The following is a 16721-nucleotide window of genomic DNA, read 5'->3' on the forward strand; positions in this document are numbered from 1 at the left end:
CACTTTAGCTATGCGATGCTGGCGCCGAGCCCATTCGCCAACTACAGCTTAAGTACAAGACGTAGAACGGCACGCGGCAATTCTCATTGGCTCCTTCTGGAGCCCACCCACACGGGGGGCCGAGCATGCTGACCTTGCTCAATCTGCTTTCCGCCGTGACCCTGCTGATCTGGGGCACGCACATCGTCCGAACCGGCATCCTGCGGGTCTACGGTTCCAACTTGCGCCACGTCATCGGCCAGAACATGGCCAAGCGCTGGCTGGCGTTTATCGCCGGCATTCTGGTGACCGCCATGGTGCAGAGCAGCAACGCCACGGCGATGTTGGTGACATCATTCGTCGGCCAGGGCCTGATGGGGCTGATGCCAGCCATGGCCACCATGCTCGGCGCCGACGTCGGCACGGCCTTGATGGCGCGGGTACTCACCTTTGATCTGTCCTGGCTGTCGCCGCTGTTGATTTTTCTGGGGGTGATTTTCTTCCTGTCGCGCAAACAGACGCGGGCAGGGCAGTTGGGCCGGGTGGGCATCGGCCTGGGGCTGATCATCCTGGCGCTGCAATTGATCGTCGAAGCGGCGGGACCGATTACCCATGCCCAGGGGGTCAAAGTCGTGTTTGCGTCGCTGACCGGCGACATCCTGCTCGACGCCTTGGTCGGCGCCTTGTTCGCCATGATTTCCTACTCCAGTCTCGCCGCGGTGCTGCTGACCGCCACCCTGGCCGGCGCCGGCGTGATCGGCCTGCATGTGGCAATCGGCCTGGTGATCGGCGCCAATATCGGCAGCGGCATACTGGCATTTCTCAGTACCAGCATGCAGAACGCGGCCGGTCGCCAGGTCGCCCTAGGGAGCTTGCTGTACAAACTGATCGGCCTGCTGCTGATCATCCCGGTGCTCGACCCGCTCGTACGCTGGATGGATAACCTGGACTACAGCGCCCAGGGCATGGTCATCACCTTTCATTTGCTCTACAACGTCAGCCGCTGCCTGATCCTGCTGCCCACCATCGGCCCGATGGCACGCCTGTGCGCGTGGCTGCTGCCGGAGCGAGAAGAGGTAAATGGCAAAGCCAAACCACGGCATCTGGACCCTACCGCCCTCACCACTCCCAGCTTGGCGCTAGCCAACGCCGCGCGAGAAACCCTGCGCCTGGGTGACCTGATCGACAATATGCTCACCGCCATGCAGGAAGTACTGCGCGGCAAACAGACGGCCATCACCCAGGAAATGCGCAGCCTCAGCGATGACGTTGAAGCGCTCTACAGCGCCATCAAGCTTTACCTGGCGCAAATGCCCCGCGAAGACCTCAGCGAACAAGACAGCCGCCGCTGGGCCGAAATCATCGAGCTATCGATCAACCTCAAGCTGGCCGGCGACTTGATCGAACGCATGCTGCGCAAGGTCCAGCAGCAGAAGACCTCCCAGCGCCGGCAGTTCTCGGAGGTGGGCCTGGAAGAACTCACCGACCTGCACAGCCAGTTGATCGCCAATCTGCGCCTGGGGCTGTCGGTGTTTCTCAGCGCCGACCCCCACAGCGCTCGCCAGCTGCTGCGTGAGAAACGCCGCTTCCGCGCCCAGGAGCGGCGCCTGGCCCATGCCCATGTCAGCCGTCTGCAGCGCAAGATCGTACAAAGCCTGGAGACCAGTTCCCTGCATCTGGAGCTGATTGCCGACATGAAGCGTCTGAACTCGTTGTTTTGCAGCAGCGCGTATGTGGTGTTGGAAACGTCCGACACCGGCGCACTCTCGGCCGAAGATATTGCCGACATCACGCATTCACCCTGAACGTACGATGGCCCGTGAAGTCAGTTACAACTGACCTCACTCGCCAGGAAGCCAGTTATGCGTCGCCTGTTATTCGCCTGCCTGCTGATGGGCGCCGCTCACGCCTTTGCCTTTGACCGCCTGCAAGTCGAGGGCTACACCTTGCCCAACGGCCTGCAACTGCTGCTCAAACCGGGTACCGAGCGCGGGCATGTGGCGATTCGCTTGGTGGTGGGTGTGGGCCTGGATGACTTCCGGTGCGAGGACAAAGAGCTGCCACATCTGTTTGAACACCTGCTGTTCAGCGGGATCGATGGCGGCGGCGAAGGCGATCTGGAAGAACGCATGCAAGCCCTGGGCGGCGAATGGAATGCCTACACCAGCAACGCCGACACCACCTTCGTGATCGAAGCGCCCGCCTATAACCAGCGCAAAGTGCTGGACCTGCTGCTGGCGATCCTCACTCGCACCGAGTTGACCGACGCCCACATCAATGCAGCTAAACAGGTGGTGGAACGTGAGGACGGCGGCCACTACTCACGCCTGCAACGCCTGCTTGACCGCCAGGACCTGGGCCACACCGCCAGCAATCAACTGGCCGTTGAACTGGGCCTTAAATGTGCCGAACGCGCCGAGGTCAATCACCTGACCCGCGACCAATTGCAAAAACTGCGCAAGGACTGGTACGCCCCCAACAACATGACGCTGATCGTCGTCGGCGATCTCGGCAAACTGCTGCCGGCCTATCTGGAACGCACCTACGGCCAATTGACGCCGGTCGAGCCCAGCGAACATTTACCGCTGCCGCAGATCCAACAGGCCGCCGCCGCCCATCGCGAACTGATCCACGGATGGCTGGGCAACAGCGTCAAACTGCACTGGCTGCTGCCGGAACCGGTGCTGGACGACCAGCACGATGAAACCTACGACCTGCTCAAGGACTACTTGGACTGGGCGCTGTACCGCCAACTGCGCCTCAAACATGGTCTGTCCTACGGCCCCTGGGCCGAACGCGAAGTGCTCGGCGGCGTCGGTTTTCTGAGCCTGAACGCAGACCTGGAACGGGAAGACCTCAGCGAAGCCGAACAGGTACTGCAAGACCTCAAGACGCAATTGCTCAAAGACGGCCTGGCCCCGGCCACCTTTGCGCGCCTGCAACAAGCGGCCATTGCCCGACAAGCCTGGGCTGTGCAGGGCAACAGCGCGCTGGCCGACTATTATTGGAGCGCCACCAGCGACTATGACAACGGCCATTTCAGCGACCCTGCCAAACGCATCAAGGCCGTCAAACTGGACGAGGCCAACCAGACGCTGCGCGAGTTGCTCAAGCAACCCGGCTACTGGCGCATCGAAAAACCACTGTTGAGCTACGACAGCCTGAGTGGGCTCGGCGTCGGGCTGCTGGGGGTGATCGCGATCCTGTGGATAAGCGTGCGGCGTTATCGCAAACGGGTTGTGCAATGACGCACCGAACACCCGGCTAAGACGTTATTCTGTCTGGGATTTTTCCTACACACACTGCGAATCGCCGAATGCCAAACCTGACTCACTATATCCAGCGCATCCTTGAACTGATGAAGCGCTACCCAGGGGTGATCGCACTCGGTGGTTTTATCTCGGGGGTGTGCAGTTTCATCCTGGTGGACCGTCAGCAGGGCATGGCCAGTTGGATCGCAGTGATCATGCTGGTGAGCTGGCTATGGCTGATGCTCGAAAACAGCTTCACGCAGCTGTTCACCAAACTCTTCAAACGGGAAATTCCCGAACCTCTGCTGCGCTATGCGACCCAGATGATCCACCAGGAAAGTCTGTTCTTCGTGCTGCCGTTCTTTTTCATCACCACGGCCTGGAACAGCGGCCAATCGATATTTACAGGGCTGCTCGGCGCCGCGGCGCTGGTGTCGATCATCGACCCGCTGTACTACAAGTGGCTGGCGCCCAAGCGTTCGCTGTTCCTGGCCTTGCACACCCTGACCCTGTTCGCCGCGCTGCTCACTGCACTGCCGATCATCCTGCACCTGACCACCGCCGAGAGTTACAAACTCGCCCTCGGCGTGGCCATGGCCTTGTCGATTCCGAGCCTGGCCGTGAGCCTGCCGCTGCGCAGTCTCAAGGGCTGGGCGATGCTGCTTGGGGTCACGGCCGCCATCGGCGCGGCGGGTTGGCTGCTGCGCAGTTGGGTGCCGCCGGCCACGCTGTGGATGACCGAGGTGGCCATCAGCACGCAGTTGCAGGACCGCACCCCGGGCGACGACCTCAAACAAGTCAGCGCCGCGCAACTGCGCAACGGTGGGCTGTATGCCTACACCGCGATCAACGCGCCGCGGGGGCTGGACGAGCGTATCTACCATGTGTGGAAACTCAACGGCAAAGAAGTGGACCGTATCGCCCTGGATATTCACGGCGGACGCAAAGAGGGCTACCGCGCCTGGACCCACAAGCAGAACTTCCCGGCCGACTCCGTAGGGCGCTGGCAGGTGAGGGTGCTCACCGAAGACGGACAAGTGATCGGCGTGCTGCGCTTTAAAGTCACCGACGCAGCACAAACGGACAACCCACAGTAGGCTGCTTCGTGCTATTACGTAGGACTTGTGGATAGCAAACAAGCTCGGAGCTTATGACCACCCACACCACGGCCGGCGCCGCCCATCTCGATACGTCCACCGCCCCTCCGTTACTCAGGATTACGGGGGACTGGACGCTTGCCCACTACGCCAGCCTGGAAAAGCTGTCGGACAAGCTCGACGGCCAATACGACGCCGGCGCGCGCATCGACCTCAATGGCCTCGGCGCCCTGGACACTGCTGGCGCGTCACTGCTGGTGGAACTGCTCGGGCCGACCCGCATCGAGCAATCCGCCGAGCAGACCGATTGCAGCCTGTCCACCGCCGACCGCGCACTGCTTAAAACCGTGTATCGCTCCCTCAACGACTTCTGCGTGCCGGACAAGGCCCCCGAAGAAGCTACCGGTATTCAGGTGCTGGCGCGTATCGGTGCAGCGGTGGACAAGGTGTGGCAGGACAGCAAGAAACTGCTGGGCTTTATCGGCCTGATCCTCGAAACCTTCGCCCGCAGCCTGTTCCGGCCCAAGCGCTGGCGCATTACGCCCATGGTTGCCCACCTCGAACAGGTCGGCCTGGATGCCGCCCCCATCGTGGCCTTGTTGACCTTCCTGGTCGGCGCCGTAGTGGCCTTTCTCGGTGCCACCGTGCTCAAAAGCTTTGGCGCGACGATTTTTACCGTGGACCTGGTGGCGTTCTCTTTCCTACGGGAATTCGGCGTGCTGCTGACGGCGATCCTGATCGCCGGCCGCACGGCCAGTGCGTTTACCGCACAAATCGGCTCGATGAAGGCCAACGAAGAAATCGACGCTATCCGCACCCTGGGGCTAGACCCGATGGAGCTGCTGGTGCTGCCCCGCGTGCTGGCGCTGCTGGTGGCGCTGCCGATGCTGACGTTTCTGGCGATGCTCTCGGGGATTGTCGGCGGTGGCGTGGTATGCGCCGTGGCCTTGGATATTTCACCGGCGATGTTCCTTTCGCTGTTGCAATCGGACATTGGGGTTCAACATTTCCTGGTGGGCATGGTGAAAGCCCCGATATTCGCTTTCCTGATCGCGGCGATTGGCTGCCTGGAGGGCTTCAAGGTCAGCGGCAGTGCTGAGTCGGTCGGTGCCCACACCACCTCCAGCGTGGTGCAATCGATTTTCGTGGTGATCTTGCTGGATGCGGTCGCGGCTCTGTTCTTCATGGAGATGAGCTGGTGAGCCGTCTACACCGGGCACCCGCCGAGGCGGTGATTGAGGTGCGCGGCCTGTGCAATCGCTTTGGCAGTCAGCGCGTGCACGAGAACCTCGATCTGGACTTGTATAAAGGTGAAATCCTCGCGGTGGTGGGCGGTTCCGGCAGCGGTAAGTCGGTGCTGCTGCGCAGTATCGTCGGCCTGCGCCGGCCAAACGAGGGTGAAGTGCGGGTGTTCGGCAAGAACCTGCCGAGCCTGCCGGAACAGGAGCGTTCCCTGGTGGAACGGCGCTTCGGCGTGCTGTTCCAAAAGGGCGCGCTGTTTTCCTCGCTGACGGTGACCGAGAACGTCGCCCTGCCACTGATCGAACATGCGGGCCTGAGCCGCGCCGATGCCGAGCATTTGGCTGCGGTGAAACTGGCGCTGGCCGGGCTGCCGCTGTCGGCGGCCGACAAGTACCCGGCCTCGTTGTCCGGCGGCATGATCAAACGCGCCGCTCTGGCCCGGGCCTTGGCGCTGGACCCAGACATCCTGTTCCTTGATGAACCCACCGCGGGCCTCGACCCGATCGGCGCGGCGCAATTCGATCAACTGATCCTGACCCTGCGCGACGCGCTGGGCTTGAGCGTGTTCCTGGTGACCCACGACCTGGACACGCTGTACACCATCACCGACCGCGTGGCGGTACTGGCGCAGAAAAAAGTGCTGGTGGCCGATGCTATCGATGTCGTCTCGGAAACGGACGACGCGTGGATTCACGAATATTTCCACGGCCCCCGTGGCCGCGCGGCATTGGATGCCGCTCAATCGCTCAACGAGGTATGACATGGAAACCCGAGCCCATCATGTGATGATCGGACTGTTCAGCGTGATCGTGGTGGTCGGCGCCATGCTGTTTGGCTTGTGGCTGGCCAAGTCCAGCGTCGACAGCGCGTTCCAGGATTACGAAGTGGTCTTCAATGAAGCGGTCAGCGGTCTGTCCCAAGGCAGTGCGGTGCAATACAGCGGGATCAAGGTGGGCGATGTGATCAGCCTGCGCCTGGACCCAAAAGACCCGCGTCGCGTCCTCGCCCGTATTCGCCTGGCCGGGCAGACGCCGATCAAGGAAGACACCCAGGCCAAACTCGCGCTGACCGGCATCACCGGTACCTCGATCATCCAGCTCAGTGGCGGCACGCCGCAAAGCCCCGAACTCAAAGGCAAAAATGGCAACCTGCCGGAAATCATCGCCTCACCTTCGCCCATCGCGCGCTTGCTTAACAACAGCAATGATCTGATGACCAGCATCAACGTGCTGCTGCACAACGCCAACAGCATGTTCTCCGCGGAAAACGTCGAGCACTTGAGCAATACCCTTGCACATCTGGAACAAACGACCGGCGCCATCGCTGACCAGCGTGGCGATATCAAGGTTGTGATGCAGCAGCTGATGCAAGTGAGCAAACAGGCAAACGCCGCGCTGGAGCAGACCACCGTGCTGATGCGCAATGCCAATGGCCTGTTGAACGAGCAGGGCAAGCAAGCCTTCGGCAGCGCCGAACAGGCCATGAAGTCCCTTGAGCAAAGCACCGCCACCATTAATACCTTGCTGACCAACAACAAGGATTCGGTCAACAGCGGCATGCAAGGGCTCAACGAACTGGCGCCGGCCGTGCGCGAACTGCGCGAAACCCTCGGCTCGCTGCGTGCCATCTCCCGCCGCCTGGAGGCCAACCCCAGCGGCTACCTGCTGGGCAGCGACAAGAACAAGGAGTTCACGCCATGAAGCGTGCATATCAACTGATCGTCCCTGTGGCCTTGGCGCTGATCAGCGCGTGCTCGATCCTGCCCAAAGCCGACCCGTCCGACGTGTACCGCCTGGCTTCGGCCCAAGCCACCAGCCAAGGCACTCCGGTGAGTTGGTCGCTACGCGTGACCAAGCCGCAAACCAGCGAATTTCTCGACAGCCCGCGCATTGCCGTGGTGCCCAATGGCGACTTGATCAGCAGCTACGCGAACTCGCGCTGGAGCGATCCGGCGCCAGTGCTGTTGCGTAATCGCCTGCTCGACGGCTTCCAGCGCGATGGCCGGGTCACGCTGCTCAGCACCGATGACACCAACCTGCAGGCCGACTATGAGCTGGGCGGGCAGTTGCAGGCGTTTCAGAGCCAATACCGAGGCAGTGCAGTGGAGGTGGTGATTCGCCTGGACGCACGCCTGGTACGTGGGAGCGATCAACGGATTCTGGCCAGTCGGCGCTTTGAAGTGCGCCAGCCGGTGAGCGATACCCAGGTGCCAGGGGTGGTGGCTGCGTTTGGCCAGGCAGGGGATCAGTTGAACAAGCAGGTGGTGGATTGGGTGGTGGCTCAAGGCAACCGGGGCGTGAAGCGCTGAGGGCGTCATCGGGGGCAAGCCCCCTCCCACATTTGAATGTATTCACAGGTCAATGGGCGGGAGGGGCTTGCCCCCGATAGCTATCTAAGTCTCAGCCAAAGAACCAGTAGCACACCGAGATAGCCGCCACGACGCCGGCAAACTCCGCCAGCAACGCACAACCCACCGCATGCCGCGCGCGCTGGATACCGACCGAACCAAAGTACACCGCCAACACATAGAAGGTGGTTTCGGTACTGCCCTGAATCGTCGCGGCCACCAGCGCCGGGAAGCTGTCCACGCCTTGGGTCTGCATGGTCTCGATCAGCATTGCCCGCGCGGCACTGCCGGAGAACGGCTTGACCATTGCAGTCGGCAAGGCATCGACAAAGCGCGTGTCCATGCCCGTCCACGCCACCACATGGCGAATCCCTTCCAGGCCGAAATCCAGCGCGCCGGAGGCACGTAATACGCCCACCGCACACAGCATCGCCACCAGGTACGGCAGCAGGTTCTTGGCGACATCGAAGCCTTCTTTGGCACCTTCGACAAATGCTTCGTACACCTTCACCTTGCGCAACGCGCCGATCAGCAGGAACAGCATGATCAGGCCGAACAGGGTCAGGTTGCCGAGAATCGATGACAACCCGGCCAGTGCCGTGGCGGACAGGGTCGCCAGCAATGCCATGAAGCCGCCCAACATCAGCGCGCCTGGAATCAAATAAGCCAACACCACCGGGTCCCACAGCCGCAGGCGCTGCATGACGGCAACCGAGAGCAGGCCCACCAGGGTCGACGCACTGGTCGCCAGCAGAATCGGCAGGAACACCAGCGTCGGGTCGGCGGCGCCTTGTTGGGCGCGGTACATGAAGATGGTCACTGGCAACAGCGTCAGCGACGAGGCATTGAGCACCAGGAACAGAATCTGCGCATTGCTCGCGGTGGTCGGCAGCGGGTTGAGTTCTTGTAACGCCTTCATGGCTTTGAGGCCGATGGGGGTCGCGGCGTTGTCCAGTCCCAGGCCGTTGGCGGCGAAGTTAAGGGTGATCAGACCGATAGCGGGGTGACCCGCCGGCACTTCCGGCATCAGGCGACGAAACAGCGGGCCGAGGGCCTTGGCCAGCCAATCGACGATGCCGGCCTTTTCGGCGATGCGCAGAAAGCCCAGCCATAACGTCAGGGTGCCGAACAGCAACACCATCACTTCAACCGACAGTTTGGCCATGGCGAAAATGCTTTCCACCATCGCCGCGAAGATCCCAGCGTTACCGCCGACCAGCCATTGCGCCAGTGCTGACACCATTGCCACGACAAAGAAGCCAAGCCACAGGCCATTGAGCATCAGTTGAATCCCCTCGAATGATGGGGCGAATGATAGCGGGGCCGGCAGAAACGACAAACCCCGGATTTACCCGGGGTTTGCGTTGTTCAGCTCAGGGGGTTCAACCGCGGCTGACCTCGCCGACCGGCAATGCTTCCTTGCTGCGCCAGTGCGGCAGGGAATTCCAGTAGCGCTCGCCCTTGGCGTCGTCGTACATGCCTTCCCAACGGGCGATAACCAGCACAGCCAGGGCGTTACCGATCACGTTAAGGGCGGTACGCGCCATGTCCATCACACGGTCGACACCGGCAATAAACGCCAGGCCCTCAAGCGGAATGCCAACGCTGCCCAGGGTGGCCAGCAGCACCACGAAGGACACGCCCGGTACACCGGCGATGCCTTTGGAGGTGACCATCAGGGTCAGCACCAGCATCAGTTGCTGACCGATTGACAGGTCAATGCCGTACAGCTGGGCGATAAAGATCGCGGCGATGCTCTGGTACAGGGTCGAACCGTCGAGGTTGAACGAGTAGCCGGTCGGCACCACAAAGCTGCAGATCGCCTTCGGCGCGCCGTAGGCTTCCATCTTCTCGATCACGCGCGGCAGCACGGTTTCGGAACTGGCGGTGGAGTAGGCCAGCACCAGTTCATCCTTGAAGATGCGCATCAGCTTGATCACCGAGAAACCGAACAGGCGCGCGATCAGGCCGAGAATCACAAAAGCGAAGAACAGAATGGCGACATAAACCAGGATCACCAACTTGGCCAGCGGCAGCAGGGAGGCGAAGCCGAAGTTGGCCACAGTCACCGCGATCAGCGCGAATACACCGATGGGGGCGTATTTCATGATCATGTGAGTCACTTTGAACATGCTCTCGGATACACCCTGGAACATGGTCACCAGCGGCTCGCGCAGCTCCGGCTTGAGGCTCGACAGGCCCAGGCCGAACAGCACGGAGAAGAAGATGATCGGCAGCATTTCGCCACGGGCGACGGCGGCGAAGATGTTGGACGGGATCAGGTTGAGGATGGTCTGGATAAACGCATGCTCGTGTTGTACCTCGGCGGCAGTCGCCTGGTATTTGGAGATGTCCACGGTACCCAGGGTACTCATGTCGATCCCGGCGCCGGGGTGGAACAGGTTTGCCAGCAACAAGCCGACCACGATGGCAATGGTGGTGACCACTTCGAAGTAGAGGATGGTTTTGACGCCGATGCGACCGAGCTTTTTCGCGTCACCGACACCGGCAATACCGACGATCAGCGAGGAAATCACAATCGGGATCACGATCATCTTGATCAGGCGAATAAAGATATCGCCCGCCGGCTGCAGCACATTGCTGATCCACCAGGCCTTTTCAGCACTGAAATGGTTGAGCACTGCTCCGATTGCGATCCCCAGTACCAACCCGATGAGGATCTGCCAGGCGAGGCTTAGCTTTGCCTTCTTCATGTCATTACCCTTACTTCAAGTGAACTTAAGGCAAATGCGCCAGCTGCAACGCTCGAAAGCGAAAAAGTGTGAGCATCCGCCTCCATGAAAGGTCGCCGCCGCGTGGCCGAAATGACTTACTGGCAGGCGAAAAAAGGCGCAACTATTCCCATGCAAGGGGGCGACGTCTAATGCCGTAAACGCCTACCCTATGCCGAATCGGCATGGCTTTTTTAGATAATAACTGTCCGAACGGTCAGTTCAAATGCGACATTTTGCCCGACGAATATGCCGTGAAACGGCCAATTCAGGCTCACGCAGGGTTGCAGGCGTTGATCGAAGAATCAGCACAAATGCTTGAGGATTCAGCGCAGTAGTGTCTGAAATGTCCTACAGACCCCTGCAAACTTTCTCGATAGATGGTCGCCGCGACATACTCAGTAATGGTTGAGGGCAGGCAAAAATAAAATGGTGGGCTATGGGCGGCATAACAGGCATAAGCCCGCCGCAAGTTCAACAAGTCGACGACTTGTGAACCTGCGTCGCAGCTTTTCGCCTGACCCGGCCCTTGCGCAGGTACTCCCTGTACCCGTAGGTCACGCCGATCCCAATCGATCAGAGCAACCCGGCCCCCTGGTCATGCACGCCCCGCGGCGGGGCGTGCAGAAGAAAGAAGCGAAGAGCTTCTTTCTATGGACGCTGGTCCCGTTATCAGCGGCGCTTTAAACGAAACCTAGTACCAATTCGGGTCTTTCTTGAGCTGTTCCATCAGCAACTTCTGCATGCCTTCGTCCGGTTTACCAATAAAGCGGTAGTCGGCGTGCCGCGTAGGCGACTTGTCAGCCGGGAGGCCGGCCGGCACTTCCACCAACATGGCGTAGGCATCTTCCTTGTCAAAGCTGAAAGCGACGATCAGACGCTTGTTCAGGCATGTGTCCGCGGTCTCGCAGAGCGGCCCTACCAAGTACTTGTCGCCATCCTCTTCGACAGCATTCATTTGCTCGGCCGTACCGGTCAGGTTCATCACCCATTCCGGCAGGCGCTCTTCTTTCTTCACCACGCCTTGCCAGGTCTCACGGTATTGCGGGTCCGCGCTGAGCAATTCGTTGGCCCGCGACTGGCCGTCATTGGCGGCCATCGCCAGACCGCTACCGCCCAGCAATAGGGCGGCAGCAATGGCTTTGAGAGACAAAGTGGTCATATTCAGCCTCGGCCGCGACGACCAAAGAAGAACGAAGCAATGAACATCACCAGGAAGACGACAAACAGGATCTTGGCGATACCGGTTGCGGTGCCTGCGATACCACCGAAGCCCAGGACTGCAGCAACAATGGCGATGATCAGAAATGTGATTGCCCAACTCAACATGGTGATTCTCCTTACGCTTCTATTAGAGGGTACAGCGGTCATGCCGTACGGACGCCCAGTGCGGACGACCGCTTTTCTTGCCTAGAACACCCAACGTTCCTGAGCTGGCAGCTGATCCAGCGTTGAATTCTGGTCAGCTACTCGCAATTGCTTGACGCTCACATCGCCAACAGCGCTGGCGGCGGGACGGCTCTGCATCGAACTGAAATGGGTCTGGGTCATGGCCGGACGCTCAAACACTTGGGCTTGCTGCTGACTCTCCTGCCAATGTTGAATCTGCTGGCCTGCAATCAACGTGACCATTAAGGCCAGGCTGGCAAACAAACCTTGCTGCACATGCAGTGGCGATACACGCAATTGGCTGAGGGTTTGGCGAGTCATGCTGCTGTACTCCCGCATTCTGATTATTCGTTCATGACACTCTTGGGAGAGGTATTGCAGAGCGCATGCCAGGTTTTTAACAAAATAAAACCCAATAAAATCAATAAGTTATAGATAGTTGCTCGATGATAGGGGCAGCATCCTGCACGATGGGCCTCTAGGGGCCGTGCGAAATGCACGATGGCCAGCGGTCGGGTCAAGGGATACATCACGACATGGGCGCTGCCCAACTGAGCGAATGACATGAAATGGCCACTCGCTGTGGCCTTTGTGAGAAGAAGCGCAGATACCTGCACGACGATTCGTTTTGTCGGTCAGAATAAACCATGCAACTTGCCCGATTATTCCGGGACTAAACACCATCATTTATCAGTTAGGGAGCGCGGGACAGATGGAATCAGCCAAGGAACTTCAAGGCCGCATTCTTTTAGTAGATGACGAGTCCGCGATCCTCCGCACCTTCCGTTATTGCCTGGAAGATGAAGGCTATACCGTCGCCACCGCCAACAGCGCTGCCCAAGCCGACGCGCTGATGCAACGCCAAGTGTTCGATCTGTGCTTCCTGGACCTGCGCCTGGGCGAAGATAACGGCCTGGATGTGCTGGCCCAGATGCGCATTCAGGCGCCGTGGATGCGCGTGGTGATCGTCACCGCGCATTCGGCCGTGGACACCGCCGTGGACGCGATCCAGGCCGGCGCCGCCGACTATCTGGTAAAACCGTGCAGCCCGGACCAACTGCGCCTGGCCACCGCCAAGCAGCTGGAAGTGCGCCAACTTTCTGCACGTCTGGAAGCCCTGGAAGGCGCGGTGCGCCAGCCCAAGGACGGACTCGACTCCCATAGCCCGTCGATGATGGTGGTGCTAGAAACCGCGCGCCAAGTGGCCGGTACAGATGCCAACATCCTTATCCTGGGCGAGTCCGGCACCGGTAAAGGTGAACTGGCGCGGGCCATCCACGGTTGGAGCAAGCGGTCGAAAAAATCCTGCGTGACCATCAACTGCCCGTCGCTAACCGCCGAACTGATGGAAAGCGAACTGTTCGGCCACAGCCGCGGCGCCTTTACCGGCGCCAGCGAAAGCACCTTGGGCCGGGTCAACCAGGCTGACGGCGGCACGCTGTTCCTCGACGAGATCGGCGACTTTCCCCTCACGTTGCAACCAAAATTGCTGCGCTTTATTCAGGATAAGGAATACGAACGCGTGGGCGACCCGGTTACCCGGCGCGCCGACGTACGTATCCTCGCCGCCACTAACCTGAACCTGGAAGACATGGTGCGCGACGGCCGCTTCCGGGAAGACTTGCTGTACCGCCTGAATGTCATCACCCTGCACCTGCCACCGCTGCGCGAGCGCAGCGAGGACATCCTGACCCTGGCCGACCGCTTCCTGGCGCGCTTCGTCAAGGAGTATGCCCGTCCGGCGCGCGGTTTCAGCGATCAGGCGCGGGAAGCCCTGCTCAACTACCGTTGGCCGGGTAATATCCGTGAACTGCGTAACGTGGTGGAGCGCGCAAGCATTATCTGCCCGCAGGAAAAGGTTGAAATCAGCCACCTGGGGATGGCCGAGCAACCGACCAACAACGCCCCGCGCATCGGTGCGGCGCTAAGCCTGGACGAACTGGAAAAAGCCCACATCGGTGCTGTACTGGCCACCAGCGACACGCTAGATCAGGCGGCGCGCACCCTCGGCATTGACGCGTCGACGCTGTACCGCAAACGAAAACAGTACAACCTGTGAGCTGTACCTTATGAAGTTAGCGATGAAGCTGCGGACTCGGCTGTTCTTGAGTATCTCAGCGCTGATCACCGTCGCCCTGCTTGGATTGATCCTGGGCCTGGTCAGCGTCATGCAGATGGCCAAGACCCAAGAGTCGCTGATCCGCAGCAATTTCGTCACCTTGGAGCTTGGCCTGAAATTGCGCCAGAGCCTGGGCGACCAGTTGATCCTGATGCTCGACGAGCGGCCCAATTCGAAAGCGCTGGACGCGTCCAAACAACAGTATTTCGCACTACTGGACGAGGGTATCGCCCACGAGCAGCAAGACAGCAGAAGCAGCGGGTTCAGTCAGGCCCGCATCGACTACCTGAATTTCCTCAAGGCATTCGACGAGTCCCAACCTGCATCGCTGGTAAGCGGCAATAACGACAAACTCACCCAGACATTCAACGTGCTGCGCAATGGCTTGATCGCCGAGCACAAACGCGCGTTGGAAGCCATCAACACCAGTGAACGCAAATCCCGCGACCGCGCGCTGTTGATCGCCGGTCTCATGGGTTTGGTGGGCTTGGCGGTGCTGATCATCGGCTTCGTGACCGCCCACGGTATCGCCAGGCGCTTTGGCGGGCCGATCGAAGCGCTGGCCAAGGCCGCGGACAAGATCGGCCAGGGCGATTTCGAGGTCACGCTGCCGATCTCGTCAGCCGCGGAAATGAACCTACTGACTCGGCGCTTCGGCATCATGGCCGAGGCGCTGCGTCAGCATCAGGCCACCAATGTGGACGAACTACTGGCCGGCCAGCAGCGGCTACAGGCGGTACTCGACAGCATCGACGACGGCTTGCTGATGATTGATCGCCAAGGGCGTCTGGAGCACCTGAACCCGGTTGCCCAACGCCAATTGGGCTGGGATGAAGAACGCCTCGGCCAAGGCCTGGGCGAAGCGCTGGGCCGCCCGGAGCTGGATGAACAACTGCACTTGGTGCTGCGTGGCGGCAATCTGGAGCGCGCGCCGGAAGACCTTGAGGTGGAAGTCGACGGCGAACTGCGCCTGCTGACCTACAGCCTGACCCCAGTCAGCCACACCCAAGGGCATATTCTCGGCGCGGTGATGGTGATGCACGACGTGACCGAGCAACGCGCCTTCGAACGCGTGCGCAGTGAATTCGTGCTGCGTGCCTCCCATGAACTGCGCACGCCGGTAACCGGCATGCACATGGCGTTCGGGCTGTTCCGCGAACGCGCGAAATTCCCCACGGAGTCCCGGGAAGCGGACCTGCTGGACACCGTTAACGAAGAAATGCAGCGCCTGATGCAGCTGATCAATGACTTGCTCAACTTCTCGCGCTACCAGAATGGCCTGCAGAAACTCACCCTCGGCCCCTGTGAGATTCCCGACCTGCTGGAGCAAGCCCGCGGGCGCTTTATAGAACAGGCCAATGCGCAGCAAATCGAGCTGCTGATCGAAGCCCAGCCCGACCTGCCACGCTTATATGCAGACCAGGCGCAATTGGAACGGGTACTCGACAACCTGCTGGCCAACGCACTGCGCCATACCGCCGATGGCGGGCAAATTCGCCTGCAAGCGCGTCGCCATGGCGAGCGGGTGATTATCAGCGTCGAAGACAACGGCGAAGGGATTGCCTATGGGCAGCAAGGGCGCATCTTCGAGCCCTTTGTGCAGGTGGGCCGCAAGAAAGGCGGCGCCGGTCTGGGGCTGGCGTTGTGCAAAGAGATCGTGCAGTTGCACGGCGGCCGCATGGGGGTGTATTCGCGGCCGGGGCAGGGCACCCAGTTTTACATGGCGCTGCCGCTCTGACGGTCAGCGCCGGTTGAGGGCGCGCAGAATGGCGGCACTTTCGGCATCCGGCGTGCCATCGAACCGCGACGGCCTGAAGTGCATCTGGAACGCTGCGAGCACATGACGCGTGGCGACATCCAGCTCACCGGTTTGAGGCGTCTGGTAGCCCAATCGGGCCAACTCCTCCTGGAACCAAGTGATGCTCGGTAGCTCTGCGGTGTATTGCACCTGAAAACGCGCGACAGCCTGTGCATCCGGCCAAACCCCCAACCCTTCATCGGCCAAACGCTTCCAGGGGAACAAGGGCCCCGGGTCCAACTTGCGTAACGGCGCGATATCGCTGTGGCCGATGATGTTCTTCGGGTCGATGCCGTTGCGCTTGCTGATGTCTTTAAGCAACACGACCAACGACTTCACCTGCGCCTCGGAATACGGGTACCACAGACGGCCTGTCGGGGTGTCCGTGAAACCCGGGTTCACAATCTCGATACCGATGGAGCTTGAATTGAGCCATGTGCGGCCCATCCATTCACTCTCACCTGCGTGCCAGGCGCGCTGGCTTTCATCCACCAATTTATAAATGGTGGCCGAGGCGTCATCGCCAATCAGGTAATGGCTACTGACCTGGCCGTGGGTCAACAAGGCCAGGGAGCGTTCCAGGTTGGCCGAGGTGTAATGAACGATCACAAACTGCACGCGATTGTCGTAGTTGACCGAGGGATGACTGGTGTTGATGCGGGGGCCGCTGGCGCAGCCGGCAAGCAGGAGAAACGCAAGGGCGAGACAAATGGATTTCATGGCGGATGACAGTACGCTGAAGACGACAATGCAACAGTGTAACGTAC

15 protein-coding genes are annotated in these 16721 nt (G+C 60.5%); 9 read left to right on the forward strand and 6 right to left on the reverse strand.

Going from position 1 to position 16721, the window contains the following annotated elements; all coding sequences use genetic code 11:
- The first annotated feature begins 125 nt into the window (after nucleotides 1-125).
- The 7 genes from K1567_RS15575 to lptE all read left to right on the forward strand — a co-directional run bounded on the left by K1567_RS15575 (nucleotide 126) and on the right by lptE (nucleotide 7877).
- Nucleotides 126-1784, forward strand: a complete 1659-nt coding sequence (locus K1567_RS15575) for a Na/Pi cotransporter family protein (protein WP_040266485.1) — start codon at nucleotides 126-128, stop codon at nucleotides 1782-1784.
- Between the two features lie 57 nt (nucleotides 1785-1841).
- Nucleotides 1842-3227, forward strand: coding sequence for a pitrilysin family protein (locus tag K1567_RS15580; RefSeq protein ID WP_220698626.1), 1386 nt, complete (start codon nucleotides 1842-1844; stop codon nucleotides 3225-3227).
- Nucleotides 3228-3295: 68 nt separating this feature from the next.
- Entirely contained in the window at nucleotides 3296-4327 is a 1032-nt protein-coding gene (locus tag K1567_RS15585; protein WP_034101737.1) for a DUF5924 family protein, read from the forward strand.
- A 53-nt stretch (nucleotides 4328-4380) separates the two neighbouring features.
- Nucleotides 4381-5529, forward strand: coding sequence for an ABC transporter permease (locus K1567_RS15590; RefSeq protein WP_220698627.1), 1149 nt, complete (start codon nucleotides 4381-4383; stop codon nucleotides 5527-5529).
- Nucleotides 5526-6329: an ABC transporter ATP-binding protein gene (locus K1567_RS15595; RefSeq protein ID WP_034101733.1), complete on the forward strand. Its 804-nt coding sequence runs from the start codon at nucleotides 5526-5528 to the stop codon at nucleotides 6327-6329. Before K1567_RS15590 ends, K1567_RS15595 begins: the two co-directional genes overlap by 4 nt.
- Nucleotide 6330: 1 nt before the next feature.
- Complete coding sequence (locus K1567_RS15600; protein ID WP_047882323.1) at nucleotides 6331-7269, forward strand: MlaD family protein; 939 nt, start codon at nucleotides 6331-6333, stop codon at nucleotides 7267-7269.
- Nucleotides 7266-7877: an LPS assembly lipoprotein LptE gene (gene lptE / locus K1567_RS15605; protein ID WP_034101731.1), complete on the forward strand. Its 612-nt coding sequence runs from the start codon at nucleotides 7266-7268 to the stop codon at nucleotides 7875-7877. The genes K1567_RS15600 and lptE overlap by 4 nt, the downstream gene beginning before the upstream one ends.
- 91 nt (nucleotides 7878-7968) lie before the next feature.
- Here lptE and K1567_RS15610 read toward each other — a convergent pair whose 3' ends face one another.
- From K1567_RS15610 to K1567_RS15630, 5 genes are all read right to left on the reverse strand, one after another.
- Nucleotides 7969-9198 (reverse strand): nucleoside recognition domain-containing protein, encoded by a 1230-nt coding sequence (locus K1567_RS15610; RefSeq protein ID WP_034101730.1) that lies wholly within the window; start codon nucleotides 9196-9198, stop codon nucleotides 7969-7971.
- Nucleotides 9199-9298: 100 nt separating this feature from the next.
- A complete protein-coding gene (gene gltP, locus K1567_RS15615) occupies nucleotides 9299-10630 on the reverse strand; it encodes a glutamate/aspartate:proton symporter GltP (protein WP_034101729.1) in 1332 nt (443 codons plus the stop codon).
- A gap of 712 nt (nucleotides 10631-11342) precedes the next feature.
- Nucleotides 11343-11810 carry an inhibitor of vertebrate lysozyme family protein gene (locus K1567_RS15620; protein ID WP_034111150.1) on the reverse strand — a complete coding sequence of 156 codons (468 nt, stop codon included), beginning with the start codon at nucleotides 11808-11810 and terminating at the stop codon, nucleotides 11343-11345.
- Nucleotides 11811-11812: 2 nt separating this feature from the next.
- Nucleotides 11813-11977 carry a DUF1328 domain-containing protein gene (locus K1567_RS15625; RefSeq protein ID WP_003170804.1) on the reverse strand — a complete coding sequence of 55 codons (165 nt, stop codon included), beginning with the start codon at nucleotides 11975-11977 and terminating at the stop codon, nucleotides 11813-11815.
- An 81-nt stretch (nucleotides 11978-12058) separates the two neighbouring features.
- Nucleotides 12059-12358 (reverse strand): hypothetical protein, encoded by a 300-nt coding sequence (locus K1567_RS15630; protein WP_034101781.1) that lies wholly within the window; start codon nucleotides 12356-12358, stop codon nucleotides 12059-12061.
- A gap of 391 nt (nucleotides 12359-12749) precedes the next feature.
- On the opposite strand from K1567_RS15630, the gene algB reads away from it, so the two are divergent.
- Nucleotides 12750-14096 carry a sigma-54-dependent response regulator transcription factor AlgB gene (algB, locus tag K1567_RS15635; protein WP_034101725.1) on the forward strand — a complete coding sequence of 449 codons (1347 nt, stop codon included), beginning with the start codon at nucleotides 12750-12752 and terminating at the stop codon, nucleotides 14094-14096.
- A gap of 10 nt (nucleotides 14097-14106) precedes the next feature.
- Nucleotides 14107-15894, forward strand: a complete 1788-nt coding sequence (locus tag K1567_RS15640) for an ATP-binding protein (RefSeq protein WP_099312990.1) — start codon at nucleotides 14107-14109, stop codon at nucleotides 15892-15894.
- Nucleotides 15895-15897: 3 nt separating this feature from the next.
- Here K1567_RS15640 and K1567_RS15645 read toward each other — a convergent pair whose 3' ends face one another.
- Nucleotides 15898-16674: an N-acetylmuramoyl-L-alanine amidase gene (locus K1567_RS15645; RefSeq protein WP_034101723.1), complete on the reverse strand. Its 777-nt coding sequence runs from the start codon at nucleotides 16672-16674 to the stop codon at nucleotides 15898-15900.
- Nucleotides 16675-16721 lie beyond the last annotated feature (47 nt).

The sequence above is a fragment of the Pseudomonas sp. S5F11 genome, from assembly GCF_019641515.1.
GTDB classification, from domain to species: domain Bacteria; phylum Pseudomonadota; class Gammaproteobacteria; order Pseudomonadales; family Pseudomonadaceae; genus Aquipseudomonas; species Aquipseudomonas rhodesiae.